The organism is Nitrincola sp. (assembly GCF_048264025.1).
GTDB lineage: Bacteria > Pseudomonadota > Gammaproteobacteria > Pseudomonadales > Balneatricaceae > Nitrincola.
Genome location: NZ_JBLXDN010000019.1, coordinates 1 through 23,657, shown reverse-complemented (window position 1 = coordinate 23,657; position 23,657 = coordinate 1). Strand labels below are relative to the sequence as shown.

Annotated in this window: 16 protein-coding genes and 2 tRNA genes; 7 read left to right on the top strand and 11 right to left on the bottom strand. The window is 50.4% G+C overall.

Features of this window, described 5'->3' with window-relative positions:
- The first annotated feature begins 134 nt into the window (after positions 1-134).
- A complete protein-coding gene (locus ACN0R1_RS13885; protein WP_417583848.1) occupies positions 135-2,867 on the top strand; it encodes a cation-translocating P-type ATPase in 2,733 nt (910 codons plus the stop codon).
- Positions 2,868-3,022: 155 nt separating this feature from the next.
- Here the strand turns inward: ACN0R1_RS13885 and ACN0R1_RS13880 are convergent, their stop codons facing one another.
- Together ACN0R1_RS13880 and ACN0R1_RS13875 are read right to left on the bottom strand one after the other, a co-directional pair.
- Positions 3,023-3,613 carry a YceI family protein gene (locus tag ACN0R1_RS13880; RefSeq protein WP_417583846.1) on the bottom strand — a complete coding sequence of 197 codons (591 nt, stop codon included), beginning with the start codon at positions 3,611-3,613 and terminating at the stop codon, positions 3,023-3,025.
- Positions 3,600-4,181 carry a cytochrome b gene (locus ACN0R1_RS13875; protein ID WP_417583844.1) on the bottom strand — a complete coding sequence of 194 codons (582 nt, stop codon included), beginning with the start codon at positions 4,179-4,181 and terminating at the stop codon, positions 3,600-3,602. Before ACN0R1_RS13875 ends, ACN0R1_RS13880 begins: the two co-directional genes overlap by 14 nt.
- A gap of 78 nt (positions 4,182-4,259) precedes the next feature.
- Between ACN0R1_RS13875 and ACN0R1_RS13870 the strand changes: the two genes are divergently transcribed.
- Positions 4,260-5,198, top strand: a complete 939-nt coding sequence (locus ACN0R1_RS13870) for a LysR family transcriptional regulator (protein WP_417583842.1) — start codon at positions 4,260-4,262, stop codon at positions 5,196-5,198.
- 5 nt (positions 5,199-5,203) lie between these two features.
- Here the strand turns inward: ACN0R1_RS13870 and ACN0R1_RS13865 are convergent, their stop codons facing one another.
- Genes ACN0R1_RS13865 through ACN0R1_RS13855 form a run of 3 tightly spaced genes read right to left on the bottom strand, consistent with a single transcriptional unit; the run spans position 5,204 to position 7,401 of the window.
- Positions 5,204-5,512: a BolA family protein gene (locus tag ACN0R1_RS13865; protein WP_417583840.1), complete on the bottom strand. Its 309-nt coding sequence runs from the start codon at positions 5,510-5,512 to the stop codon at positions 5,204-5,206.
- Positions 5,509-6,834: a DUF3422 family protein gene (locus ACN0R1_RS13860; protein ID WP_417583839.1), complete on the bottom strand. Its 1,326-nt coding sequence runs from the start codon at positions 6,832-6,834 to the stop codon at positions 5,509-5,511. The genes ACN0R1_RS13865 and ACN0R1_RS13860 overlap by 4 nt, the downstream gene beginning before the upstream one ends.
- Before the next feature lie 18 nt (positions 6,835-6,852).
- On the bottom strand, positions 6,853-7,401 hold the full coding sequence (locus ACN0R1_RS13855; protein WP_417583838.1) for a hypothetical protein: 549 nt from the start codon (positions 7,399-7,401) through the stop codon (positions 6,853-6,855).
- A 123-nt stretch (positions 7,402-7,524) separates the two neighbouring features.
- On the opposite strand from ACN0R1_RS13855, the gene ACN0R1_RS13850 reads away from it, so the two are divergent.
- On the top strand, positions 7,525-8,181 hold the full coding sequence (locus ACN0R1_RS13850; protein WP_417583836.1) for a hypothetical protein: 657 nt from the start codon (positions 7,525-7,527) through the stop codon (positions 8,179-8,181).
- A 122-nt stretch (positions 8,182-8,303) separates the two neighbouring features.
- Positions 8,304-10,958, top strand: coding sequence for an HD domain-containing phosphohydrolase (locus ACN0R1_RS13845; RefSeq protein WP_417583834.1), 2,655 nt, complete (start codon positions 8,304-8,306; stop codon positions 10,956-10,958).
- Positions 10,959-11,014: 56 nt separating this feature from the next.
- On the opposite strand, the gene ACN0R1_RS13840 is transcribed toward ACN0R1_RS13845, so the two are convergent.
- The 4 genes from ACN0R1_RS13840 to ycaO all read right to left on the bottom strand — a co-directional run bounded on the left by ACN0R1_RS13840 (position 11,015) and on the right by ycaO (position 18,322).
- Positions 11,015-14,449, bottom strand: a complete 3,435-nt coding sequence (locus ACN0R1_RS13840; RefSeq protein WP_417583832.1) for an SbcC/MukB-like Walker B domain-containing protein — start codon at positions 14,447-14,449, stop codon at positions 11,015-11,017.
- Positions 14,436-15,074, bottom strand: a complete 639-nt coding sequence (locus ACN0R1_RS13835) for a DUF4194 domain-containing protein (protein WP_417583830.1) — start codon at positions 15,072-15,074, stop codon at positions 14,436-14,438. Before ACN0R1_RS13835 ends, ACN0R1_RS13840 begins: the two co-directional genes overlap by 14 nt.
- Positions 15,074-16,468, bottom strand: coding sequence for a Wadjet anti-phage system protein JetA family protein (locus ACN0R1_RS13830; RefSeq protein WP_417583828.1), 1,395 nt, complete (start codon positions 16,466-16,468; stop codon positions 15,074-15,076). Before ACN0R1_RS13830 ends, ACN0R1_RS13835 begins: the two co-directional genes overlap by 1 nt.
- Before the next feature lie 111 nt (positions 16,469-16,579).
- A complete protein-coding gene (ycaO, locus tag ACN0R1_RS13825) occupies positions 16,580-18,322 on the bottom strand; it encodes a 30S ribosomal protein S12 methylthiotransferase accessory factor YcaO (protein WP_417583826.1) in 1,743 nt (580 codons plus the stop codon).
- Between the two features lie 181 nt (positions 18,323-18,503).
- Here ycaO and ACN0R1_RS13820 point away from each other — a divergent pair.
- The 3 genes from ACN0R1_RS13820 (at position 18,504) to ACN0R1_RS13810 (ending at position 19,556) form a co-directional block, all read left to right on the top strand.
- A tRNA-Asn gene (locus tag ACN0R1_RS13820) sits at positions 18,504-18,579 on the top strand.
- Between the two features lie 12 nt (positions 18,580-18,591).
- Positions 18,592-18,668: transfer RNA gene (locus ACN0R1_RS13815), tRNA-Pro, on the top strand.
- Between the two features lie 234 nt (positions 18,669-18,902).
- The gene (locus ACN0R1_RS13810) at positions 18,903-19,556 is read left to right on the top strand and encodes a peroxiredoxin (protein ID WP_417583824.1); all 654 of its coding nucleotides are present in this window, start codon (positions 18,903-18,905) and stop codon (positions 19,554-19,556) included.
- A gap of 152 nt (positions 19,557-19,708) precedes the next feature.
- Here ACN0R1_RS13810 and ACN0R1_RS13805 read toward each other — a convergent pair whose 3' ends face one another.
- Both ACN0R1_RS13805 and ACN0R1_RS13800 read right to left on the bottom strand, forming a co-directional pair.
- Positions 19,709-20,527 carry an alpha/beta hydrolase family protein gene (locus tag ACN0R1_RS13805; protein ID WP_417583822.1) on the bottom strand — a complete coding sequence of 273 codons (819 nt, stop codon included), beginning with the start codon at positions 20,525-20,527 and terminating at the stop codon, positions 19,709-19,711.
- Positions 20,528-20,685: 158 nt separating this feature from the next.
- Positions 20,686-23,235 carry an autotransporter domain-containing protein gene (locus ACN0R1_RS13800; RefSeq protein WP_417583820.1) on the bottom strand — a complete coding sequence of 850 codons (2,550 nt, stop codon included), beginning with the start codon at positions 23,233-23,235 and terminating at the stop codon, positions 20,686-20,688.
- Positions 23,236-23,657: the final 422 nt, after the last annotated feature.

The window sequence follows — 23,657 nt, the reverse complement described above, 5'->3', positions numbered from 1 at the left end:
CAGAACAACTTGTAGTGCCCCATTCCCCTTAGGGGAACGCAAAACGGAACGTTGATTTTGGTATACACCAGAACAATACGTTCCGTTTTTTTTGTGTTAGGGTATCCACTTAGGTATACAGCGTGGAGTACTCGATGCAATCACTACCCGATAAACCCTGGCACCATCTTGATAATCAAGAGGTTATTGCTTCGCTGGAAAGTGATGCTGAGACAGGTTTATCCTCCAATTCGGCAACAGAAAGACGGCAAACCTTCGGCCCCAATAGCATTAGCGGACAAAAATCAGTTTCTGCGCTCAAACGCTTGCTATTGCAGTTTCACAACCCCTTGATCTATATCTTATTGTTTGCGACTTTGGTCACCCTGTTTTTAAAAGAGTATGTCGATTCTGGGGTGATTTTTTCGGTAGTCATCATCAATGCCATCATCGGCTTTGTACAAGAATCCAAGGCTGAAGAAGCAATAAATTCACTGAAAAAAATGCTCTCCTCCTCGGCCACTGTATTGCGCAATGGTGAGAAAAAAACCCTTCCAGCAACGGAATTGGTCCCTGGTGATCTGGTTTTCCTGGTCTCTGGTGATAAGGTTCCGGCCGATATGCGCCTGTTAGAATGCAAGGATATGCAGGTTGACGAATCAGCCCTTACCGGTGAATCCGTGTCCGCAGAAAAGTACCTCGATGTTCTCCCCGCTGATACGGTACTAGCTGATCGCAATAATATGGCCTTTGCCGGTACGCTGGTCACCTATGGCTCAAGCAAAGGCATAGTAACCGCCACCGGAGATCAAACCGAGACGGGTAAAATCGCTCACATGATCTCTGAAGCCACAACACTTGAAACCCCGTTAACACGCAAAATTCATGCGTTCAGTAAACTGCTACTTTGGGTCATTCTCGGTTTGGCATTGATTACCTTTGTTGTAGGTCTGTTTTATGGCATGCGTGCCAGTGAGACCTTTATGGCGGCGGTGGCCTTGGCTGTAGCCGCTATTCCAGAAGGCCTGCCCGCCGTGGTGACCATCACGCTGGCGATTGGTGTACGTCGGATGGCATCACGTCATGCCATTATTCGTAAACTGTCTGCCGTCGAAACGCTCGGCTCCACCACCGTCATCTGTTCCGACAAAACCGGCACGCTGACCGAAAACCAGATGACCGTACAGAAAATTCTGGCAGGCTCCAAAACCTATGATGTCAGTGGCACGGGTTATCTCCCGGAAGGAAAGATCAGTTGTGAGGACCAGGATGTAGACCTAGCTGACAATGATGCCTTACACCATATTCTGGTGGCTGGCCTGATCAGTAATGACTCACGCCTGAGTGAAAAAGAAGGCCGCTGGGGTGTCGAAGGCGATCCGACCGAAGGTGCCCTAATAGCCTCAGCGATGAAAGCCGGTTATCAACTCAAGCAATGTGAAGCTGAATTCAAACGGATCGACACCATCGCATTTGAATCAGATCGTCAGTACATGGCCACCCTGCATCGACTGGATAGCCACCACAATCTGATTTACCTAAAGGGTTCAGTGGAACAGATCCTTGCACGTTGCACCTCGCAGTTAAACACTGACGGCGAATCAGAGCCGCTAATGCATGACACCATTGACCAGCAGGTCAATGCATTTGCCAGCGAAGGGATGCGTGTGCTGGCTTTTGCCATGCAGCGGGTAGCTAACAGTGAAGACACACTGAATGCATTCAATGACCGTGAGCCGGAACAGTCGTTAACCTTCGTGGGCCTGCAGGCGATGATTGATCCACCACGGGACGAAGCGATTAAAGCCATCGCCACCTGTCAGAAAGCCGGTGTGCGGGTCAAAATGATTACTGGCGATCATGCCCTGACCGCTAAATCCATTGCCACCATGATTGGTCTGCAAAACAATCCCGGTCATAACGGCGAAGAACTGGAAGCCTTAACTGGGCGTGAATTGAGTGATATGGATGAAGTGGCACTGAGTAAAGCCGCTGAAACCGTCTCGGTGTTTGCCCGCGTAGCTCCAGAGCAAAAGCTCAAACTGGTGACCGCCTTGCAGGGCCGCAATCATGTGGTGGCGATGACCGGTGATGGTGTTAATGATGCCCCCGCACTGAAGCAGGCCGATATAGGGATCGCCATGGGTATTAGTGGCACCGAAGTATCCAAAGAAGCCTCCGACATGGTACTGACAGATGATAACTTTTCATCTATCGAAGCCGCCGTTGAAGAAGGCCGTAATGTGTTCGACAACCTGATCAAATTCATCACCTGGATACTCCCCACCAATATGGGACAAGGGTTGGTGATCATGGTAGCTATACTGTTTGGCATCACCCTACCGGTACTGCCAGTACAGGCGCTTTGGCTAAATATGACAACGGCTGTATTTCTCGGGCTGATGCTGGCATTCGAACCGAAGGAACTGGGCATAATGACACGCTCTCCTCGTGAACCTGATGCACCTATTTTGTCAGTCGAAATGATCGGCAGAATTGTATCTGTCAGTACACTGTTACTAATCGGGGCCTTCGGATTATTTCAGTGGTCACAACTGCAGGGTGCCAGTATTGAAGAGTCACGCACGTTGGCGGTGACACTCTTTGTCGTAGTGCAAAGTTTCTTTCTACTCAATTGCCGCTCTCTCACCAGCAGTATCTTTAAAACCCCGATCAACTCCAATCCCTGGATCTGGGGAGGCATAGCCGCGATGCTCACTGTCCAGTTGCTATTCATTTACACTCCCCTAATGAACACCCTGTTTCACAGTACGCCACTGAGTCTGAACCAATGGTTATTGATGCTGGGCTATGGTGTGGTGGTGTTGCTGCTGGTGGAAGCTGAAAAAGCTGTATGGCGACGTCGATCAAACCAGCAGGAAGAGTAGGATCTAAACATGCGCCGCTCCTGCGCATCCATGCGCCCGCGGCAGGGCCTGCTGCCCCGCGAGCGGAGCGAGTGTTTTGGGTATACCGTACATCCTGAACACAAAAAGGCCGCTACAGTCAAGCTGTAGCGGCCTTTGCTGTTAAGAAGCCAGTGTTATTTACGAACACCTTCAATGACAAGATCCAGATAGACTGTTTCTGCCGCAGGTCCTAAGTTGAACTCAGCACCAAAAGTCGGCAAATGCAGTGCAGCTGTACCGGTAAAGCCTGCCCGGTAACCACCCCAGGGATCTTCGCCCTCACCCACTTTCACCACATCAATATCAATGCTATGCGTCTGGCCAAGCCAAGTCAGATCACCAGTCAGCGTGCCTTTATCATCACCCAGGTCTTCATAACCGGTACTAACAAAACGCGCTTCAGCATACTGGCTGGCATCTACGAAATCGGCGCTACGTATATGACGATCACGCTCAGCGTGATTAGTGTCTATCGATTCCATATTAATCAGTACATCTACCTTTGTTTCGGCAGGATTATCAGCATCATAGCTGAAGCTGCCGGTAAAATCGTTGAAACGGCCGACAACATAACCCACTCCCAAATGATCAATTTTGAAATGTACAGAAGCATGAGCCCCCTGAGTATCAATGGTATAATCTGCAGCAAACAGGGGTGCTGCCAGGAATGCACCAGCCAGCGCCAGCGGTTTCAGTTTTGTTGCTATCGTCTTAGTTGCTATCATTAATTTTCTCCGATTGCAGGCCCAGCATGCGTGTGAGCGTTGCGTCTTTGTCAATAAAGTGGTGTTTCAGTGCCGCCAGTGCATGGATGGCAACCAGTACCATCAATAGCGTAGCCGCATAAAAATGTATTTCCGCGGCTAGCTCTTCCTGTCGAAGTGCCAAACCGGGTATTGCTGGGAGAGTAAACCAGCTGAACACTTGGATACCGCGTCCATCTGCTGTCGAAAACAGATAGCCCGACGCCAGTATCGTAACCAATAACAGATAGAGCCCGAGGTGCCCCAGTGAGGCCGCCACCCGCTCCCATCGATGCTGGCCCAGTTGACGCGGGCTGGGATTAATCCAGCGCCAGAGTAACCGCAAGCACAGCAGCAACATCAGCAGCACACCGATACTGCGATGCCAGTTAGGATAAATACGGTAGCCAGGATCATAGTAGCCTAAGGAGACAATATATAACCCCAGCGGATACATACCCAGTACAACCAAGGCAACCAACCAATGCAGCAATATGCTTACCCAGCCAAAGGTGCTGACTGTATTTTTAACTTGTCGAATGTAGCGCATTGTATTTTCTCCCTGGTTACCTTGTTAACCTTACCGCCGTCTTATATATTCGTCCAATGTATTATTTGGATAATCACTATGCGTGAAGTGAATATAGAAAATATTGATCTCAATCTTCTGCTATTATTGGACCGGCTGCTTACCGAGCGTCATATCACCCGTGCCGCTATGAGTCTGAATATGAGTCAGCCTGCTCTTAGCCGGGCACTGGCCAGATTACGTAAGATTTTTAATGATCCGTTACTGGTTCGGACGGCACAGGGTTATGACCTAAGTGCTCGCGCTGAGCAGATTCAACCTGAACTTGCCGAAATACTCATTGCGCTTGAATCTCTGGTACAACAACCTGTGTTTAATCCTGCCGCAGATAACGGACTGATTAAAATCACGGGTCTGGATCTGGAACTGGCGCTTTACCTACCCCAACTGATGCAACGTATGCGCATACATGCACCAGGAATGCATCTTGAAATTGTTAAACAGGAAGATGACAGTTTTGCCATGCTGGATCGAAATGATGTGCACTTTAGCCTTAGCGGGCTGGAGCCCAGCGCATCAACAGGCACACTACATCGCCTGCTGTTGGATCAAATGTCAGCCGTGTGCCTGATGTCACGCCATCACGCTCTCGCCGACCAGCCACTGACACCGGAAAACTATGCCGCTGCCGCACATGGTTTGGTTTCCATCACTGGCCGTGGGCCGGGTTATATGGACAGGGTGCTGGAAAAAGTCGGCATGCAACGGGAAGTCATACTCAGGCTTAGTAGTTTTATGGCGGTAGCCGATTTTTGTGAAACGACTGATCTGGTGTTTACTTTACCGCAACGCTTGGCAGAACGTATTGCAGCAGGCCGCCAGCTTTGCTTACGCCGCCTGCCTGCAGAGTTGGAGCAACCAGCGGTAAAATTTTATTTTTACTGGCACACCCGACACCACCACGATCCCAGAATGATCTGGATTCGTGAACAGATTGTCGAAATTGCCCAGGCACTACCCGGTTTCAAGCCAGTCTAAACCGGTTACTTGTGAGCGCCCATACAGTTGGGTGATACGGGTACATTGCCCTGTTGAGTCTGCCACTCTTGGGGTGTATAGAGATGCATCGCCAAGGCATGGATAGGATTTTGCATCAGCTCAGCAACCAGGCCATAGACTTTCTGATGCCGCCGTACCTTAACCAAGCCATCAAAATCAGGGCTGACCAAGGCCAATTTAAAGTGACTTTCAGTGGCGGGACCCGCGTGCATATGGCTTTCATTTTCAAGCAGCACTTCGTCTACCTGCATACCCTCACGCAACAGCATTTCAATACGTTCTGCTACACTCATAGTTTTTCCTGCTTCTTTTCAGCTAATTTTATAAAATGATGATGAATATGGCGCACACTAAACCAGACCAAAAATATCACCAGCGGTATCATCCCGCCTGTAACCAACGACTTGTCAAACGCCAGGCCCGCATCATAAACAGCATCCAGTAGGTATTTGAGCAATCCAACCACATAATAGCTAATTGCCACAACCGACAAACCTTCCACGGTATGCTGCATCATCAATTGAACTTGAGAGCGTTTATCCATTGACGTCAGCAGTGACTGATTCTGATGCTGGATTGATAGTTCCACCCGGGTCCGCATCATATCCGATACCCGATCCACTCGACGCGACAGATCTTCCAGGCGGTAGGCTACAGATTCACAGGTTTTTACTGCCGGAGTGAGTCGACGTGTCATAAATTCACGAATAGTCAGATGGCCTGACATTTCATCTTCACGTAACTCTTCCAGGCGCGTCAGTACCAACCGGTGATAAGCACGCGTGGCTGAAAAGCGGAAGGTTGATCTCGCCCGAAAAGCTTCGATGCTAGCCGCCATATCGGTCAACTCACCCAATATCGCTTTTTCATCCACGTGATGACGATCGGCCAGACTTTGAGTGATGCGCGCCAGTTGCTGGTCCATGTCACTCAGATCAGGTGAAATTTCGCGCGCCAGCGATACCGCCAGAAGTGACATTAACCGATAGGTTTCTATCTCCATCAGCCGCTGGGTCAAGCGCCCTAACTGACTGTTAGACATGCTATTGTTAAGCACCATAAAGCGCCCAAAGCCATCACTATGCAGACGAAAGCTACCCCAGACTCGCGCACTGCCATTCTGTGGACAACTGCCCACCAGGCGACTGCCTTCAAAAGCCGGACGGATAATTGAAATATCCGCTTCGGGTGGATGAGTGACATGCTGTAACTGCAGATGAAACGCAGCCACTACCTGTCCAGCCAAATCATCCAACCACTCTGACGGCAGCGGTGTCAGCCCAGTCTCAGTAAAAGGGTCTTTTTGCTCGCCTACAGCCCCGAGATTGATGAAGGTATAAGAAGCAAACTCCATATGCTGCTCACGGCGTATACGAAAATTGCCAAAACTTTTTTCATAACAACGAACATCATCCCGTGGTTCAGGTACACCCATGAGTCGATGCAATTCACACAAATGCTCGAACTGGGCTATTTTCTGTTCTGGAGTTGTCAGCAAGGCAAGGTGGGTCACTTTTGCTGGACAGGGAATAACCTGAAAAGGTCGGGAGTGGAGCTCATCATATAATGCAGTGCGCAGCGGATGCTGCTCCAGATGAAACATCGCAAACGTCATTTCAACAGCTCCGGGGCATCAACGAAATACATAGCCAATATTAAACATCACACCCGCCGTTCCGAAAGGAATCATTTCAACATTAATCCGGCGATGCTCGACACCAAAAGCAGGCAAAATAGCGGGTGCTACACCCAGATGGTTTAATGGAATTTTATCCCGGTACTCACCACGGTAGCCATGCAGCAAACCGGCTGTCAGTTTGGCATAAGCCCGAGTGTCTCCAGTATCGAAATAATCATAACGGCCACCGGCATACAGATAGGTGCTACGCTGATCAAACGAGTTTTTAAAGCTAGCCCCTCCAACCAACCAGCGTATCTCATCACGCCAGTCTCCACCGGCTGGACGATGAACAGAGGGGTCTGTTTCAGCGAAGGTCCACTCAATATTCAGCAGGCGCTGATTTTCGTTATGCTCAGGGTCTTTACTGTAATGCTTAGTCCATAACGAGGTTTGCACTAACAACTCACCACCCTGCATGAACAAGTTACCTGTGCCAGCCTGAGCCTGAACGGTAAAACCCAGCGACAATAGCAGAACAAGTGCCAGAAATTTTGCAGTCATAGGTCGCTCCTGATAATTAGGTAATCTAAGTATACCGCTTGATGCAGCCTTTCGACAAAACACCCCCCTATTTTGGGTCACACAGATGCACTATATTGAAAAGGTTGCGTTACAATACCGAGCATGTTGATCCGTATCCTACCCTCACTTGAATCACGCGAAGCCTGGCTGAATTTTTTTAGACGGGAGGTACCTTACTGCTTGGTCGATGACCAAGCCACACTGGTGGACTTTCAAAGCACCTTTCTGCAATTAACGCAGCTCAATACCAGTCCTTCCGATCCGATCCGTTATACGCTGGGAGCACGTTCCAGTCTTGAGCCGGCCTGGCAGTTAATCAAGCGCTGTAATTGGAGTCTGAAGGCCGTTCTGGAAGGCCTGAATAGCCTGGAATTTAACAGTAATGTCCGCGACAATGCCCAGTTTAATCTCCCCGCCGAGTTAAGTGTACGCAAAAGCTTTGCCCGAGAACCCCGCTTACAATCGGCAAGCCGCGTTATGCTTCCACAAGAACCACTATCTCCAGGGCACTTTTCAGCCAGGCAAATAGCTCAGCTATTATATGATGAGCAATACGATGCTTGGTTGTCACTTAAATCAGCCGCACCACTCAGTCCGCACTCAGTCATACTATCCCTGTGTACTGAACCCTATCGTTGGCAATTTGACCTAAGAGATCAGATGGTTACACTTTATTTGGATGGTCAGGCACGCATCGATTGTCGCCTGAAACACACTGCACCACCACGCCACCTGCGTAGCCTGGATGTAAAACTTTGAGTCTTACTTGAACACATGCCATACTCTTGCTATAACCCTGAACCCCCCAGGGTTATAGATGAACGGGACAGGAAGTCATCAGCCAATTTCTATTTTTTGGTTACGCCCTAAGGTCAGGTCCAATGTCACTATTTCAAATCGACAGTTTGCCTAAGGGCTGGATACTGAAACTGTTATTTTTAGGAATATTGATCCCCTCCCCAGCAATAGCCGATGTAAGCATTGGCGTACTGAGTCTTCGAGGCGATGCCAAAGTCACTGAAGCCTGGCAACCTATGCTGGAGCATTTGAATCAGACATTACCGGAACACCAATTTGAACTAGTCCCACTGGGATTTGATGAAGTCCACTTGGCTACCCGACAGCGTAAAGTCGACTTCATCATTGCTAACTCATCATTTTTTGTTAAGCTGGAAAAACTCTATGGTGCCAGTGCGGTTGCCACTTTCTATACCCGAAATGCCGATGCCGTCGCGATTAACAAATTTGGTGGTGTGATTTTTTCAAATGTAGACAGCGATGATATTCGCCTACTCAGTGACCTGAAAGGCAAGCGTATTGCTGCTGTGGATCCTTCATCATTTGGTGGCTGGCAGACTGGCTTGCGGGAACTCCACCATCACGGACTCACTGCTAGCAGTTTTAGGGAACTGACCTTTCTGCAGACTCATGACGCCGTGGTTAATGCCGTTCAGCAAGGCGATGCGGATGTGGGTTTTATCCGCACAGGCACGCTGGAGCAGATGGCGTTAGAAAACACCATTCAGCTTTCTGATTTTTTTGTACTGGCCGAACGAAATGTGGTGGGCTTTCCCTATCGTTTGAGTACAGCACTCTACCCCGAGTGGCCCCTGGCCAAGCTTCCGCACGTTGCTGACACCCTGGCCATGGAGGTTGCCATTGCACTGTTCAACATGCCCGAGAGCACTTTAGTGTTTCACTCCGCATACGGCGCAGGCTGGACGCTGTCGCAAAACTATCAACCAGTGCATGAGCTGTTACGCGAATTGAAACTGGAACCCTATACCTACCTGAACAATCTGACTCTGATCGATACCCTGCAGCGCTACTGGCAGTATCTGTTGATAACGCTGCTGGTGCTGATTGCCAGTGCCGTTGTTCTTCTCTACGTCGTTCATATGAACCGACGCCTTCAGTCACAGCAAGGAACCCTGAGCCAGCTTAATAACCAGTTAGAACAACGGGTCGAGGAACGTACCAATCGCATCGAAAGCCTACTGGAGCATGAACAATACCTGCGTCGCATAGTACAAACCGTCGCCGATGTGAACCAAATTATTATTACCTCTTCACATAGAATAGAGATGCTGAAATCCGCCTGTGACCGGCTAGTATCACATCCAGAATATCGTTTCGCCTGGGTGGCTGGCTTTAAAACCGGCGTAATCGAAGCGGAACGTCTGGTCAGTTCTTACGGTTCCACCGAGCAACTAGTGGCACTGACACAGCATCAACTTTCCCTTAAACATGTCAAAAACGTCATTCAAGACAACACATTGAGGATACTCACAGCCTCTGATCTGGGCAATTTGAATGCCGATACTTTGGAGCTAACCTCCGCCGCACTGCTGCCACTGCGTTCTGATGCCTTCTCTACAGCGATGGGTGTGCTCTGTGTTTACACCCATCGCCCCTCTGGTTTCGACGATGATGAAATCAGCATGCTCGAACAACTCGCAGGTGACTTAGGCTTTGCTATGCATGCCTTTATCCGGCGAGATGAAAGTGAGCGTGCCGAAGCCTCCCGTATCAGCAATTATGAAGAAACTATTCTGGCAATGGTGGATTTGATTGAGAAACGTGACACCTATACTGCCGGCCATACACGTCGAGTAGCTTGCTATGCAGAGTTAATTGCCCGCAAGATGGGGCTCGATGAACAAGAAGTGCAACAGCTGGTAAAGGCCTCGACCCTGCATGATATTGGCAAGATCATCATTCCTGATGCGGTATTACTAAAACCTGGTAGTCTGACCCCACTGGAGTACGAACTGATCAAGCAGCACGTCAGCGTAGGCTACGAAACTCTCTCCGCCATTGAAATGTACAAAGACCTGGCAGAGTTGATGCGTCACCACCATGAACGCCTCGATGGCAGTGGTTATCCTCAGGGTCTGAAGGACGGTGATATCCCCCTGCCCGCTCGGATTATGGCTGTGGCCGACTCCTTTGATGCCATGACCTCCAACCGAATTTACAAACCCCGCAAAACGGTCGAAGAAGCGCTTGCAGAACTGCAGAGACTGGCCAATATACATTACGATTTGGCAGTTGTTGAAGCCGCCGTGGAAACACTGCAATCCATTGATGTTGACAGTCAGCCGCACGCAGAACAACTCCCTGATTCGGATCTGGAGCGTCAACGTTTCGCCTACTTTTTCAATGACCAGTTGACCGGTCTCTACAATGCTGAATACCTGCGCTTTATGCTGCAACGAGAGATGCACAAGCACTTTCACTCGTTACAGATGTTATTGCTACACGAGTTTGCCGCTTTTAATGTAAAGCATGGCTGGCATGCCGGAAATCAGTTACTCCAGGCCTTTGCAAGCTGGCTTCAGACGCACTGCCCTGGAGCAATGATTTTCCGGGTGATGGGCGATGATTTTGTCATTATCAATGCACCCGATGGCTGGCTACAAACCAACGATCCAGTCACTGACTCACCGCTGGCAGCTACCGGAGTACAAGTTGAACAACAACGTTTTAACTGTGATGCCGCCGGATTGGAAGCTATCCAGGATTATCTTAGATAAACGCCTTTGGTTAATAGCATACCTGCCGAAATGCTGTTCGGCAGGCATGTTGCGACTTATAAATCCAACGTAGCCGTTTCTTCAAAGGTGTCGGATTCAACATCGATCATCTTGTAGGGATGATCAGCGGCCAGTAGTTGCTTGCCTTTTTCAGTTGGAAATTCCACGTCCAGATCAACAATCCGGCCATCACGACAGACGTTGATGATGGTATCCATGCAGGAGCTTAGCAGCGAATACTTTTCATCCGGCGCGGCGATGATGGTCTGGAGACCCAGATCGGTCATAAAGCCCAGCGAGGTGACGGTGTTCTCGGAATCGAGCTTATTGAACGCTTCATCGAATACCGACAGGCTCATACCACCGACCGGCTTGCCATCACTACCCTCTTTAAGGCGGTAGGTTGCACCCAGTGCGGCCGCCATCGCTACATAAAAGGGTACCTGATGCTCACCACCAGAACCGGTTTTAATACGCTGGGTCAGGGTAGTCTTGCGGTTACCCTGCAGATCCTTGACCACCAGTTCAAAGTTGTAGAAGTTACGGTAATCCTGCAACAGGGTACTTTCACCCTCGTTCTTCAGCACTTCATGGATTTTAGCCAGCGCATCCCGGTGCCCGGAATCCTGTTCATGGTTGATATCAAACAGCGAACCGACATTGGCCTGATCCATCCGAGTATAGGCTTCTACCAACTCCAGAATATCTTTTAGTTCCGGGTTCGGCATCATCTCAAAACTGTACATTTCCTGGTGGAAAGGACGATTTTTAAGATGACTATTCAGCTCACGAATCAGATCTTTGATCTTATCGATCTGATCATTCAGATGGGCAACAAAGTCAGAGCGGAAGGCGGTTTCGGCTTCCAGTCGGGCACGTTCGGCTTTCTGGGTATAGAGCGCCAGCTCGGATTCCTGCAGTGCAGTGACTGTTTCGTTAACGTATTTTTCCAGGTCTTCGTGGGTAGAGTCGGCACTGATATTATCCAGTCCCTGATGAGTCATACCACCGCCATGATAACGCGCTTTATATTGCGCCACAGCGTCGCGCACCGCATTTTTCTTTTTCTCATGCAGTTGCAGTTCACTCTGAGCTTTTTTGGCCGCTTCAAAAATGATGCGCTCCAGTTCACCGTCACAGCTTTCATCCAGGTAATCACGTTTTTCCTGCGCGGACTGAGCATCAAAATGGGCGTTTTCTTCACAACGGCTGCGAGCCTGTGCATGCTCACTCAATTCACGGTCCAGCACTTCCAGGGAGGCGTTATCCTTGATCATCCCGGTGCGGACTTTCTGCAATTTATCCATCAGCGATTTTTGCCGCGCTTCGATGGTTTTTTGTTGCTCAGCCAGCTCAGCAATACGCAACTGAATGCCCGTGTCATCATGATTACGCAGATCGACGATGGCCTGGTGGTAACCATCAATCTCACTATTCAGTTGATCGCGCTGATTGGTCAGATCAAACACCCGCTCATTCACCTGCAACAAGCCGGAACCCAGCTGAATCAGAGAGTCACGCAGTTTTTCCAGGGTTTCATGCTGTTTGCCCAGGGTGGTGAACTCGGCGATCATTTCATCGACCTGCTTGCCCTGCTGCGCCAACTGATCGCCACGACGGCGGATACCCATAATCGGGCTCAGCTCGTTGATCGATGTGGTTGAACCTTCGGTCTGCAGCATGCAGTCATACGTCAGGGCACGTTCATGGCGCAGCAGTTCATTTTCTGTTTCTACCGCCATCACCCCACCGAGGGCCCGATTCATATAGGCCAGGGCATGGTCATTGGCGGTTTCGATAAACTCAACCAGCGTGCCGCGCTTGCCGCGATTGATCCACTCACCGGTTTTGGTGGTGTTGATAATCCGGCAGCCTTTCAGATGACGTCCCTTGCGACGATAGAGGGTAATAGCTTCCTTAACCCGATCCGGCGACACTACCAAGGCTTCACGGCGCGCACCCAGGAAGGATTCGATGGCAATACGCCATTTATCTTCGGTGATATCAACCAGCTCACAGATAGGCGTGCATTCAATACCGTATTCTTCCAGCAGGCTGATCAGCTCACGTGTGGCATGACGCACAGGTGCCCGCCCCTGTTGTAACTGCTCCACGGCGCTTTTCTGGCTCTGAATCTGGGTACGTAATTCATTGATACGTATTACGGATTCTTCATAACGCCGCGCTATGGCTTTACGTACCGGGTCGACCAGTTCACGCAATTGACCCAGGGTGGTATCCACTTCCACCGGTGCTTCCGGCCACATGCCACTGAGGGTGTTCTCACCGGAGCGCCATAGCTGTACGGATTGCTCCACGACCGGGCGAAAGTTATCTGGCAACAGGTGCATCTGCTCAGAAAAGCCCACCGTGGTACGCATTAAATTGTAGACCTGCTGAATTTTTTCGCGCACCACCGACACTTCATGCTGACGCGCTGAAATCCGTGATTCCAGTGCATTCACCTTGTGTGCGGAATCAGTATTGTTCAATTCAGCACGAGTATTGGCCAGATCCTGCAGCGTAGTGTTGAGCGCTTCGCTGTTGTTTTCCAGATCCGTCTGCAGGGCCGCTTCCTGCTCAGTATAGGTTTCCAGACGCTCGGCCGCTGTTTCCTTTTTCAGGTCGGCATGCTCAAACCGGCCCTCGTGTACCACCCATTCATATTCGACTGAGTTTTTCACGTTACGAGAGATGCCTTGGCACAGCTCCTGAGCCTTCTCCAGCTCGGCAATACGATTAGCCACCTCGCGGGTTTTCTGTTCCATCGCCCGGTATTCATCCAGCGATTTACGGAAAGCGCCGACGTGGACAATATTCTCATCCAGCACGAACTCACGGATAAAACGTGTCGGACTGTCAATTGGCAGAAATTTCAGTGCATTCTTGAAGTTCTTAATGAATTTTTCATCATCATTGGGCATCTGCGCATCATGGCTCAGATGCGTCACCATCTCTTTAACAAAACGGCTGGCACGTTTTTCCAGCACCATGTCCGGGCACTGTTTCAACAGATTATCACGCACTTCAGGCCAGGGTTTCGGCAAGCGTCCACTGCCCTGCTTCACCGAAAAATCATCCAGCGTGACAGAGAAATCCGGCAGGATAAAACGCCCGAGAATATCTTCATCGGCACTGGCGGTAGAGGCGCTGATAGCGATGCCAACACAGCTTTCTTTGGCCGTTTCGGTATCAAAAAAGCTCAGCGCCATATAGGTGAGCGAGTCTTCACGCGCATTGACCTTTTTGCCCAGATCATCGAGGAAACCCAGGCAGTAGGTACGCAGCGAACGCTCGGACTTTTCACCGGCCGAAGCGTTGAAACTCAGGTTACGTTTGTGCCCGCCCATCAGCACGGTTTGTATCGCATCCAGCAAGGAGGATTTACCCGAACCGTTGGGACCGACAATGGCCACATTACCCTTGATAGGAATTTCAATTGCACCCAGTACATACCAGTTGACCAGAACGATGCGATTAAGCTGTTTCATCAGTGCTCTCCTCTGAGCTGGCCTGCGCGTTGGGGGCATCCGGGTCAATATCACACAAGGCTTCCAACTGACCGATATAGTCTTCGACAACCACCTGACGTATCACCGGGCTGACTTTCAGCGGGATATTCTTAGGGTCAGTTTCATCGGCCTTGCCACGCTCGATCACCCCATGGCGAGTGAACAGCGACAGTATCTCTTTCATCCGGGTTTCATTCGGAATCTCTTTACCGGTCAGATTTTCATACAGGCGCAACAGCGAATCGGTGGTAATAAATGCTTTACCATCCTGGATTTCGAACTCTTCCAGCTTTTGTTCATACATCTGACGCAGGCAGAGCAACAGCAACGACTCATCCAGACGCAGCTTCAATACCCGCTCATCAGCCTGAGGAACCACGCCCAGGTAGGCTTCATCCGGCTGGTAGATCAAACTCCAGCCAATGGCCTCAAACAGATTGCGAAAATAGTCCACGTGGGATGAGATCAGAAAGTAGCTATCCCGATGTAGCGGACGGTCGGCGTACAGAAACTGGCTGACCAGCAGCAAGTTGGCTGCGCGGGTGAAATCTTCGGCCTCATACTGTTCGGCCCGAGACAAAACTTTTTGTAGATCACCTAACATTATGAATTCCTGTGTATTTCAAAGCCACGACACTCAACCACATCAGCGACGCAGACATAGGTATCATCAAATTCAATCCGGTACTGGCTGGCCACTTTACGGGCTTTTTTACCCAGTGACTGCAGATGGCGGACATAACTGAAGCAGATATAGTCCTCAACCGAATCTATGGCAAAATCGGTGGCCTTCACCCGATCACTGCCATTGAAGTGACGGCTCAGATAAGCTTCTATGCGATCAACCTTAACTTCACGTCGCTCTTTGTACTCTTTAAACAGGCGACGCAGCTCCAGCACCTTGGGATCAATTTCGTTGCGGGTAATCACCCGAGGTTGGGCTTCAACCCGGCGACGCATCGGTGAGCGCACACTTGCCGGTGAAATAAAGCCCACCTCTTCCAGCGTGGTGGGCAGCGGCAGTTTGCCGCGTTTTTTCTGCCCCAGCTCGGCAATCAGACGGGATAAACGTGCTGCCATACCCGGGGTGGTTTTATCCATGTAGCGCACGGTATCTGCCACACGTTTTTCCAGCTGGTAGCGGAAGTCATCGATGGCGGACAAGCGTTGATCGACTGACTCGAAGATACGGATAATACGGTTGATGTGCTGATGCACCATCGCTTCGGCACTGTCGTAATCCAGTTCGTACTGCAACTGATAATGCTGCGACAGCTGTTCTATGCGCAGTAGATCAAACTGCAGATCACGCAGCATGGAGATGATCTGCCGACGGTAACGAAACGGGTTGTTACGGGTTTTCAAGGTTTTATAGTCAGACACCAGAATGTTTGCCACAAACCGGTCAAAGAAGCCGCGCACGATTTCCTGAGGATTCTTACTTTCCGACAGGGAGATTTTCATCTCACGCAGACCCAGCAGCATATCAGTCAGGTGGGCACTGAAATCCGCTGCCGTTTGCGCTGCTTCGGACAGGGTAATACCCCGCCCGACCGGATCATTGATGGCCGCTTCCAACGAGCTGAGCACGTTCAGTACCGCGCCGCCATAACTGCGTTTTTCCAGGCGTGCAATCGCCACCAGAGAGCGAAGCAGGTAACTGATTGACGGCGTTAACAGCACATACTGACGGTAGATGCGCTGCTCCTCCTCCAACCAGCCACACTCCACCAAGCGTCGATAAATACGATTGGTGTAATCGGCACTGGATCGCGGTGGTTCTGCATCATCGTCGGACTCAGATTCCCAGCGACGTACCCCCAAGCGCACCACAGCATTCTCAATCGTTGAGCGCACCAGATCACGGGGTATAAACGGATCGATAAGATCCTCATCAAAAAACAGATCAGCCAGCTCCAGCAGCACCGCTTGATAGATCTGGCGGTTCTGTCCGGACAACGGCAGAAATATAGCATCGGGTAATTTATTGAAGAGCATGCAGATCCCTGATTTATCACCTGACGGCACCTGTTCGGTACCGACAACCCAAGGGCAGATTCTAGCGGAAATTTCGCTCTGTTCCTAACCTTTCATCGAATAGTCTGATCTTCAGTCAGCCATTATTAGCTGTTGTTTGGCTGCTTGCAGGCGTGCGTAGGCATCCAGCATCTTATGGTGATAGATAAAGCCTTTCAGCGACTCATCATGGGTACCGATATCATCAAACAGACCATCACCCATCAGGAAACCCTGTGCCCTGCTGATCATATCAGCCCCATAGATACGTTCAAATACGGGTAAGAAATCGACCAGATCACGCGATTCATCCAGCTCGATAGACAGCAACTGATGCAAACAACGGTAGCTAGTCAGTGCCTTGGACGGAATATGGGCAAATCCGAGTACCCACTCACACAACTCCAGACCCAACTGACGCTCACCCGACGCCAAAGCCAGACGCATTTTCAGCTCACCCATACGTAACCAGGACCAGACAGTGCCTGGATCAGGCACCACGCCAAGCAACTCTGCCACCAACTGCTCTTCATTAAAGGCCGCATCTTCCAGGGCATCCAGTAGATCAGCATAACCATCGCCATCCAGATCACTCAGTGCCAGTAACGCCTGACGCAGCGGAGCCGCGGCATTGTTATTACGCCAGATCAACTCATCCACCGGATAGATCTCCGACATACCGGGGACAACAATCCGGCAGGTATAGACACCCAGATGCTCGTAATCGGCAATATAAATATCCATATCGACACGGTGAATACGGAAGCACAACTCGTCAAACTCAGCCTGGGTATCCCCTTCTATATTCCAGGGAGTATAGGGATAGTCGGTTGTAGCCGACAGCATATCCCAGGCAAACACACCACTGGAGTCAATAAAGTGCGTTTCAAGATTGTGCGGATCAGCGGCTTCTTCTATATCCAGCGTCGGAATGGGAAAATCGGTTAACTGATCCAGCTCGCGCCCTTGCAATAACTCGATCACCGCGCGCTCCAGCGCCACCGCAAACTTAGGATGAGCACCGAAGGCGGCATAACAACCGCCATCAGCAGGATTGATCAGGGTGATATTGACCAACGGGAACTTTCCACCCAGGGAAGCGTCACGCACTTCGACAACAAAGCCTTTACTGCGCAGTGTCCGCAGAGCACCTTTCACCTTGGGATGTTTGGCAATTTCAGATTCGGGAATCAAAGGCAGGCTGATACCTGAGGAGATAATGGTGTTTTTAATGTGGCGCACAAAAATTTCCGACAGCGCCTGCACCCGAGCTTCCCAGATGCTGTTACCTGCTGCCATACCGTTACTGACATACAGGTTGCCTAGAATATTAACAGGAAACCACACTGTCTCCCGGGTGCGCTGTTTAACAAAGGGCAACGCACAAATCCCACGTGCAGCATTGCCGGAATTGATATCAATCAGAGCTTCCGGATGAATTTCATTATTCAAGTCGTAATGATTGCGGGCACCTTCATCGAGCAAACCTTCAGGCCACTCGGCGCTTTTAACTGGAAACCAACGCTCATAGGGAAAATGCACAAAATCACCCGAAGCAATTTTTGAACCCAGAAAGTAGTCAGCAAAAAAATAGTTGCAGCTCAAACGTTCAAAAAACTCACCCAAAGCACTCGCCAGCGCGGCCTCACGTGAAGTGCCCTTACCATTGGCAAACAACAGTGGGCAGTGTTTTTCATGGATGTAGACAGACCAGACATGGGGTACCGGATTCAGCCACCGTGTTTCCTCTATCTCGAACCCCAGCGCCTGTAAACCAGCGCTCATCCGCTCTATAGATTCTTCCAGCGGCGCATCTTTTCCCAGAATCTGCGTCATTCATACTCTCCCAAGGGTAAAACCGGACTGTATCGCCTGATAAACCAACGACCAGTGCATCTTATTGATTGATCAAAGATTATACTGCAACGTCCTCGAACTAAAAAATTTATATTTTTTCGCTTACAGTGTTGACGAGACCCTCTCTGATCATTAATATACGCGGCCTGTGTTGAGCGATTCCCTGATAGCTCAGTTGGTAGAGCAGTAGACTGTTAATCTATTGGTCGCTGGTTCGAGTCCAGCTCGGGGAGCCAAAACATAATTGTCGGAGTGTAGCGCAGTTTGGTAGCGCATCTGGTTTGGGACCAGAGGGTCGGGGGTTCGAATCCCTCCACTCCGACCACTTTCCTTTCTCAAGACTTCCAAAAATATCCTGTATCGCTTGTAAATACTGGCTTTAGAGCCTAGCCTTGTTGCTGTAAGTCTATTCCTATCAGTTCTCGATGACATCCACCGTCATGCCTTTATCAGATATATACAAAACAGCTGAACAAGCTATGTATCAGGTTAAGTTGCTGTACTGGAAGAATCGACATTGCATGACGGAATAATGAATACAACATACCAGGAGCGACACATGGCAATTCGTATCAATGAAACCGTCCCCAACCTTCATCTGGTGACAGATCAAGGCAATTTTGATCTGCATGACTGGATCGGAGATAGCTGGACGATTTTGTTTAGTCATCCAAAAGATTTCACTCCCGTTTGCACCACGGAATTCGGTGCCGTTGCTCAGTTAGCCGATGAGTGGGCAAAACGTAGCACCAAGGTCATTGGCTTATCTGTTGATGGTGTTGAAGAACACAAACAGTGGAAGTGCGATATTGAAACCTTTTCGGGTGCCAAGGCAAGCTTTCCCATTATTGCTGATAATGATCTGGCCGTTTCAAAAGCACTGGATATGCTTCCTGCTGACGCCTACCTGCCAGACGGTCGCACAGCAGCAGATTCTGCCAGTGTGCGCGTGGTGTTTATCATCAGTCCAGACAAAAAACTGCAATTGTCGATGACTTATCCTATGTCTGTCGGCCGAAATTTTGCGGAAATTTTGCGGGCGCTGGATGCGCTACAAACAACCTATGGGGCCCCCCTAGCAACACCAGCTAACTGGATTCAGGGTCAGGACGTAATCGTTGCGCTGTCTTTAAATGACGAACAGGCCAAAGAAAAATTTGGTGAAATGGATGTAAAACTGCCCTACTTACGTACGGTCAAAAATCCTACGTAGGAGCTCACTCTGTGTAGGAGCTCACTCTGTGAGCGATGCCTTTCGCCCGGGGACCGGGCTCCTACAATCGAACCCTTTCGCCCGGAGGACCGAGCGAATGCTGCCTGCTGAATTGTAGGAGCTCGGTCTCCGAGCGAATACTGGCTCAGCTATTAATATAAGCTTGTTGGCAAAGGAACCCAGCAGCAACTGTGATCTGCTGAATCAAGAAGGCGTAGGTTTTTATTATTAGCCCCCCTGAAGCCCACAGGCCATCGCTGAGCCAGTTCCAACGGTATTACTCGGTCCAGTCCACCGACATAATGGGTTTGCGGAAGGTCCACGAGCGACGCGGCAACATCAGCAGGATTCAGCGATGCTCTTAAGGGAGCTACTCGATGATGTGCTGTCCAGGCACGATGATCAAGGTTGCCTGCCACTGTGACTAAGCGCACAACATCCGTGCGTCGAGCCGCCACCAGAGCAGCAATCGCACCACCGCCTGAATAGCCGACTAGAACCAGTTCACTGGTATTATAGTGCTGTTTAAGTGTATCGATGGCGATGTTAGTAGCATCAATCACTTCTGCAGCAAAGCGCGCTTCGGTCCAGTAACGCGGATTACAGCCTTCATTAGCCGCATTGATATACTGGCACGGGCGCGCCAGATAAACTGCATTCCCAGACGCCTGTGCCAGAGCTAAACGCAAGGCCAGCGGATCTCTAGGCGTCGGATCAGAAGAAGGCTGACTCCTACTTACCCAAGCAAAGCCATCACCTTCCAGGTAGAGGGTCAACAAGGTTTCGTCAGCATTAACCTTAGGCAGGTATGCCATAAGATTGAAATCACCCGCCGGAAGGCGTAAAGCCTGCCAGCCATGCGCTGATGCCAATTCATCGGCGTGAGTTTGGCGCTCCTGAACACTTGGGATACCGGAGCAGGCCGCAAGAACAAGAGACAACAATATGGTAACAACTAACCGACATATCATGTGAACTTATCTCAGCTGTCTGAGAATGAAGAATACCAGCTTTTCGCCCGGAGACCGGGCTCTCCTACAGACCGAGTTCCTACAATCCACCCCTGCAGGAGTTCGCTCCGCGAACGAAAGAAGGATTATTCGCTCGCAGAGCGAGCTCCTACAAGAAATCAGAATGCCCAACGCAATTTTATGCTGGCGGTCTGATTCAGAAAGTCCTGACGATATTCAGCATCATAACGTGCGGAGACCTCCATGCCTCCCGCTGTATGGGTTGCCAGGCCCAGCCCACCTCGTGCCAGCCAGGGGCTGGGGTCCATGCCTTTTGTGGTGAAGGCAGCGCCCGGTGCACCAGCGAAGCTTGAGGTTATGCTGGTTTGCTCATTCAATAGATCATACCCCAGCCCCAGGTTAGCCGAGAGCAAAACATCTTGCTTAAGCTCTTGAGTGAGCTTGCCATCCATAGCAAGGATCAATTCATCTGTAGTGCGACTAGTAACCTTCAGGTTAAGTGGCCCCGCTCCGGTCTCCGTATAGCCTTCATCACGGATCCAGCTGTAATCAGCACGCACAGATGGCGTAAAAGTCGTGGTGTCACTCAACGTAATGTTACGTCCCACGCCTGCACCGGCGGTTGCCACCAGACTGTCGTAGCGGGAGGTTGCTCGTGTACCAAAAGAGCTAAGATCACGCGTGCCTTTGTTGCGGTTCTGACCGACACCCAGTTGGAAATTGATTTCAGTAGCCTCATCCAGGGCATGACTGCCGTAGCCGATTAGCTGATAGACATCTACCTTGGCGCTGTTAGGAGCAAGGGTGGAGTTACCATCGACGCTGGATCTGGCATAGGCGAAGGACAGGCCCAAACGCGTGGCATCAGAAACAGTGGTATCACCACCAAAAGCCAAACCGGCTGTATTGGACTTGTAACCCGAGACGCCCCTGCGGTCATCCTGATCGGCCCAGCTACCAAAGGGTTTCAGCCAGAACTTTTCATCCCCATAGAAATGATCACCCGAGCTTAAGCCACGGTTGGATTCGATGCGTGCCTGCACCACACGGTTCATGCCCGTCAGAGCCGAGGTCGCGGCCACCTGCGAGCCACCAGCCAACAACGGCAAGGTCTGGGAGATAGCAGTATTGACCTGGTCGTCAGTCGTAAAAGGAACGAACAGCGTAGCAATAGGCCCGCTCGGGTCACTCACAAAAATACTATCGAGGGCACGGGCGGCCCCAAGCGCCACTGCATTACCTTTGGCAACAACAATTTGCTCAGTCAATCCGTTACTGCTTTCCCCTTCACCTGCCGCAGCAGCAGACAGGGTGAGGTTGACCTGATTGTCCACTTTCTGGGCACCGAAGTTGAACAATGTGGAATTATCGGTAACAGTGAAAGTACCATCCGAGTCCAGGATCGTGGCACTGATAATACCCGCCATACCATTGTCCACTGCCGTGATGAAACCGAAGCCTGGATTGGAGACATCGACATCGATCCGGGCATTACTTGGCAGCGCAGCGGTGCCATCGACCACCAACTTGCCATAGGTGGTGTCATCGGTGACACCGACTTTGAATACCCCGTCAGCCGTTTGCGTGTAATTGCCTCCCAGGATCAGGGTGTCGCCAGCAGCGACCGACAGCATACCGCCATCGACGATCATGGTGCCGGTGTAGTCATTCAAGTTACCGGTAAAGCGTGTAGTGCCAGCGAGCAAGCGAATGGCGCCTAAGCCGGTAATATTCGGTGCAAAGTTATATGCAGACTCGGTATGGTTAAATACCAAATTACCGGTACCAACACCGTAAACACTGCCGAAGGCCAGTGTCTCCGCATTTAAGGTACCAGCCGCTACCGCGGTATCACCTGCAGCAACGCCAATATTGAGAGTACCGGTGGTTCCTCCAAAATAAGCGATGAAGGCACTGCTTGCTGAAACCACACCGCCATTGCTAATGCTCAGGTTACCTATGCTATATATGCCCACATACAACTCACCGCTATTAGTCCAGCGGGAGCCCTCACCGTCCACCGTCACGCTGCCGGTACCGGTGCTGCCACTAAAACCAATGTAGCCGTTAGTATTAACCACCTCACCACCATCGCTGATAGCAAGACTGTCTGTCCCTGCATGGCCCACGAACAAATCCACGCTATTAGTCCAGAGGGAGCCCATACCGCTCACCGTCACTGAGCCGCTGCTGCCAGAAAATTCGCGGCCAATGTAGCCGCGAGTACTAGCCACCACACCACCATCGCTGATAGCCAGGCTACCGGTGCTACCAGTACCTACTGACACAATACCGCTATTAGTCCAGCGGGAACCCGCCCCCTCCACCGTCACTGAGCTGTTGCCAATGGAGCCAAGGTAGCCGATGATGCCAGCACCATTAGTTACCGCACTGCCATCATTAATGGTCAGCGTACCAGTAGCATTAACACCAACTATTAGATTATTCCCGCCAAGATCCCAATCCCCTATAAGAGGATTGGGGGTCGGCGTATGATTAACATCCCCAGTTGTTTCCACATCTGCCCATACTGATCCCGTGCTGATGGCAAGCACCAGTGCAGCTATAGCACCCGTTACACAGAGGCCGTGCGAGCGTATGCTATCGGGTAGCGATACGGAGCTTTTGCCGCGTGCAGAGGTGAGTTCACCCACAGCCATCCAGACCTGGTGGCTGACATTCCAGATAACGTTATAAACTTGATTCACTGCAGCAACCTTATTTGGAAATTTTTAGAGGAGGGCGTAGAGTTATTCCTGATCCTGTTAGCTTCAGTGACCGAAATAACAACTTAGAGTGGAGCCTTACCCAGAAGCAACTCAATCATGAGTTAACAATAGGGGCAGACTCGTCAAGGTTTGCTGAATCGTAACAACACAACTTCGAGATGGAATCTCATAGTAACTCAGATGACCGCCTAGCGCAGCATAGTTAAGATCAGTTACAGACTTTGTCTTTCAGGTTGGCAGCTGATTTGATGTTAATACTGCAAAGGGTCAACATAATCAATGGAATAGAATAGCCTGTCAGATCTCGCTTAGTTAAAAACAATATTCCGCAAGCTCTTCACCAATATTTCAGGCTCCTGAGCACCGGATATCAAGTACTGATTATTGATAATAAACGCCGG

What these genes read in the sequence shown, in the direction of transcription:
- ACN0R1_RS13855 (WP_417583838.1), bottom strand. Translation starts at nt 7,401, where the DNA reads ATGACTGCAAAATTTCTGGCACTTGTTCTGCTATTGTCGCTGGGTTTT.
- ACN0R1_RS13810 (WP_417583824.1), top strand. Translation starts at nt 18,903, where the DNA reads ATGGCAATTCGTATCAATGAAACCGTCCCCAACCTTCATCTGGTGACA.
- ACN0R1_RS13845 (WP_417583834.1), top strand. Translation starts at nt 8,304, where the DNA reads ATGTCACTATTTCAAATCGACAGTTTGCCTAAGGGCTGGATACTGAAA.
- ACN0R1_RS13835 (WP_417583830.1), bottom strand. Translation starts at nt 15,074, where the DNA reads ATGTTAGGTGATCTACAAAAAGTTTTGTCTCGGGCCGAACAGTATGAG.
- ACN0R1_RS13830 (WP_417583828.1), bottom strand. Translation starts at nt 16,468, where the DNA reads ATGCTCTTCAATAAATTACCCGATGCTATATTTCTGCCGTTGTCCGGA.
- ACN0R1_RS13865 (WP_417583840.1), bottom strand. Translation starts at nt 5,512, where the DNA reads ATGAGTGTAGCAGAACGTATTGAAATGCTGTTGCGTGAGGGTATGCAG.
- ACN0R1_RS13805 (WP_417583822.1), bottom strand. Translation starts at nt 20,527, where the DNA reads ATGATATGTCGGTTAGTTGTTACCATATTGTTGTCTCTTGTTCTTGCG.
- ACN0R1_RS13875 (WP_417583844.1), bottom strand. Translation starts at nt 4,181, where the DNA reads ATGCGCTACATTCGACAAGTTAAAAATACAGTCAGCACCTTTGGCTGG.
- ACN0R1_RS13880 (WP_417583846.1), bottom strand. Translation starts at nt 3,613, where the DNA reads ATGATAGCAACTAAGACGATAGCAACAAAACTGAAACCGCTGGCGCTG.
- ACN0R1_RS13860 (WP_417583839.1), bottom strand. Translation starts at nt 6,834, where the DNA reads ATGACGTTTGCGATGTTTCATCTGGAGCAGCATCCGCTGCGCACTGCA.
- ACN0R1_RS13850 (WP_417583836.1), top strand. Translation starts at nt 7,525, where the DNA reads ATGTTGATCCGTATCCTACCCTCACTTGAATCACGCGAAGCCTGGCTG.
- ACN0R1_RS13840 (WP_417583832.1), bottom strand. Translation starts at nt 14,449, where the DNA reads ATGAAACAGCTTAATCGCATCGTTCTGGTCAACTGGTATGTACTGGGT.
- ACN0R1_RS13885 (WP_417583848.1), top strand. Translation starts at nt 135, where the DNA reads ATGCAATCACTACCCGATAAACCCTGGCACCATCTTGATAATCAAGAG.
- ycaO (WP_417583826.1), bottom strand. Translation starts at nt 18,322, where the DNA reads ATGACGCAGATTCTGGGAAAAGATGCGCCGCTGGAAGAATCTATAGAG.
- ACN0R1_RS13870 (WP_417583842.1), top strand. Translation starts at nt 4,260, where the DNA reads ATGCGTGAAGTGAATATAGAAAATATTGATCTCAATCTTCTGCTATTA.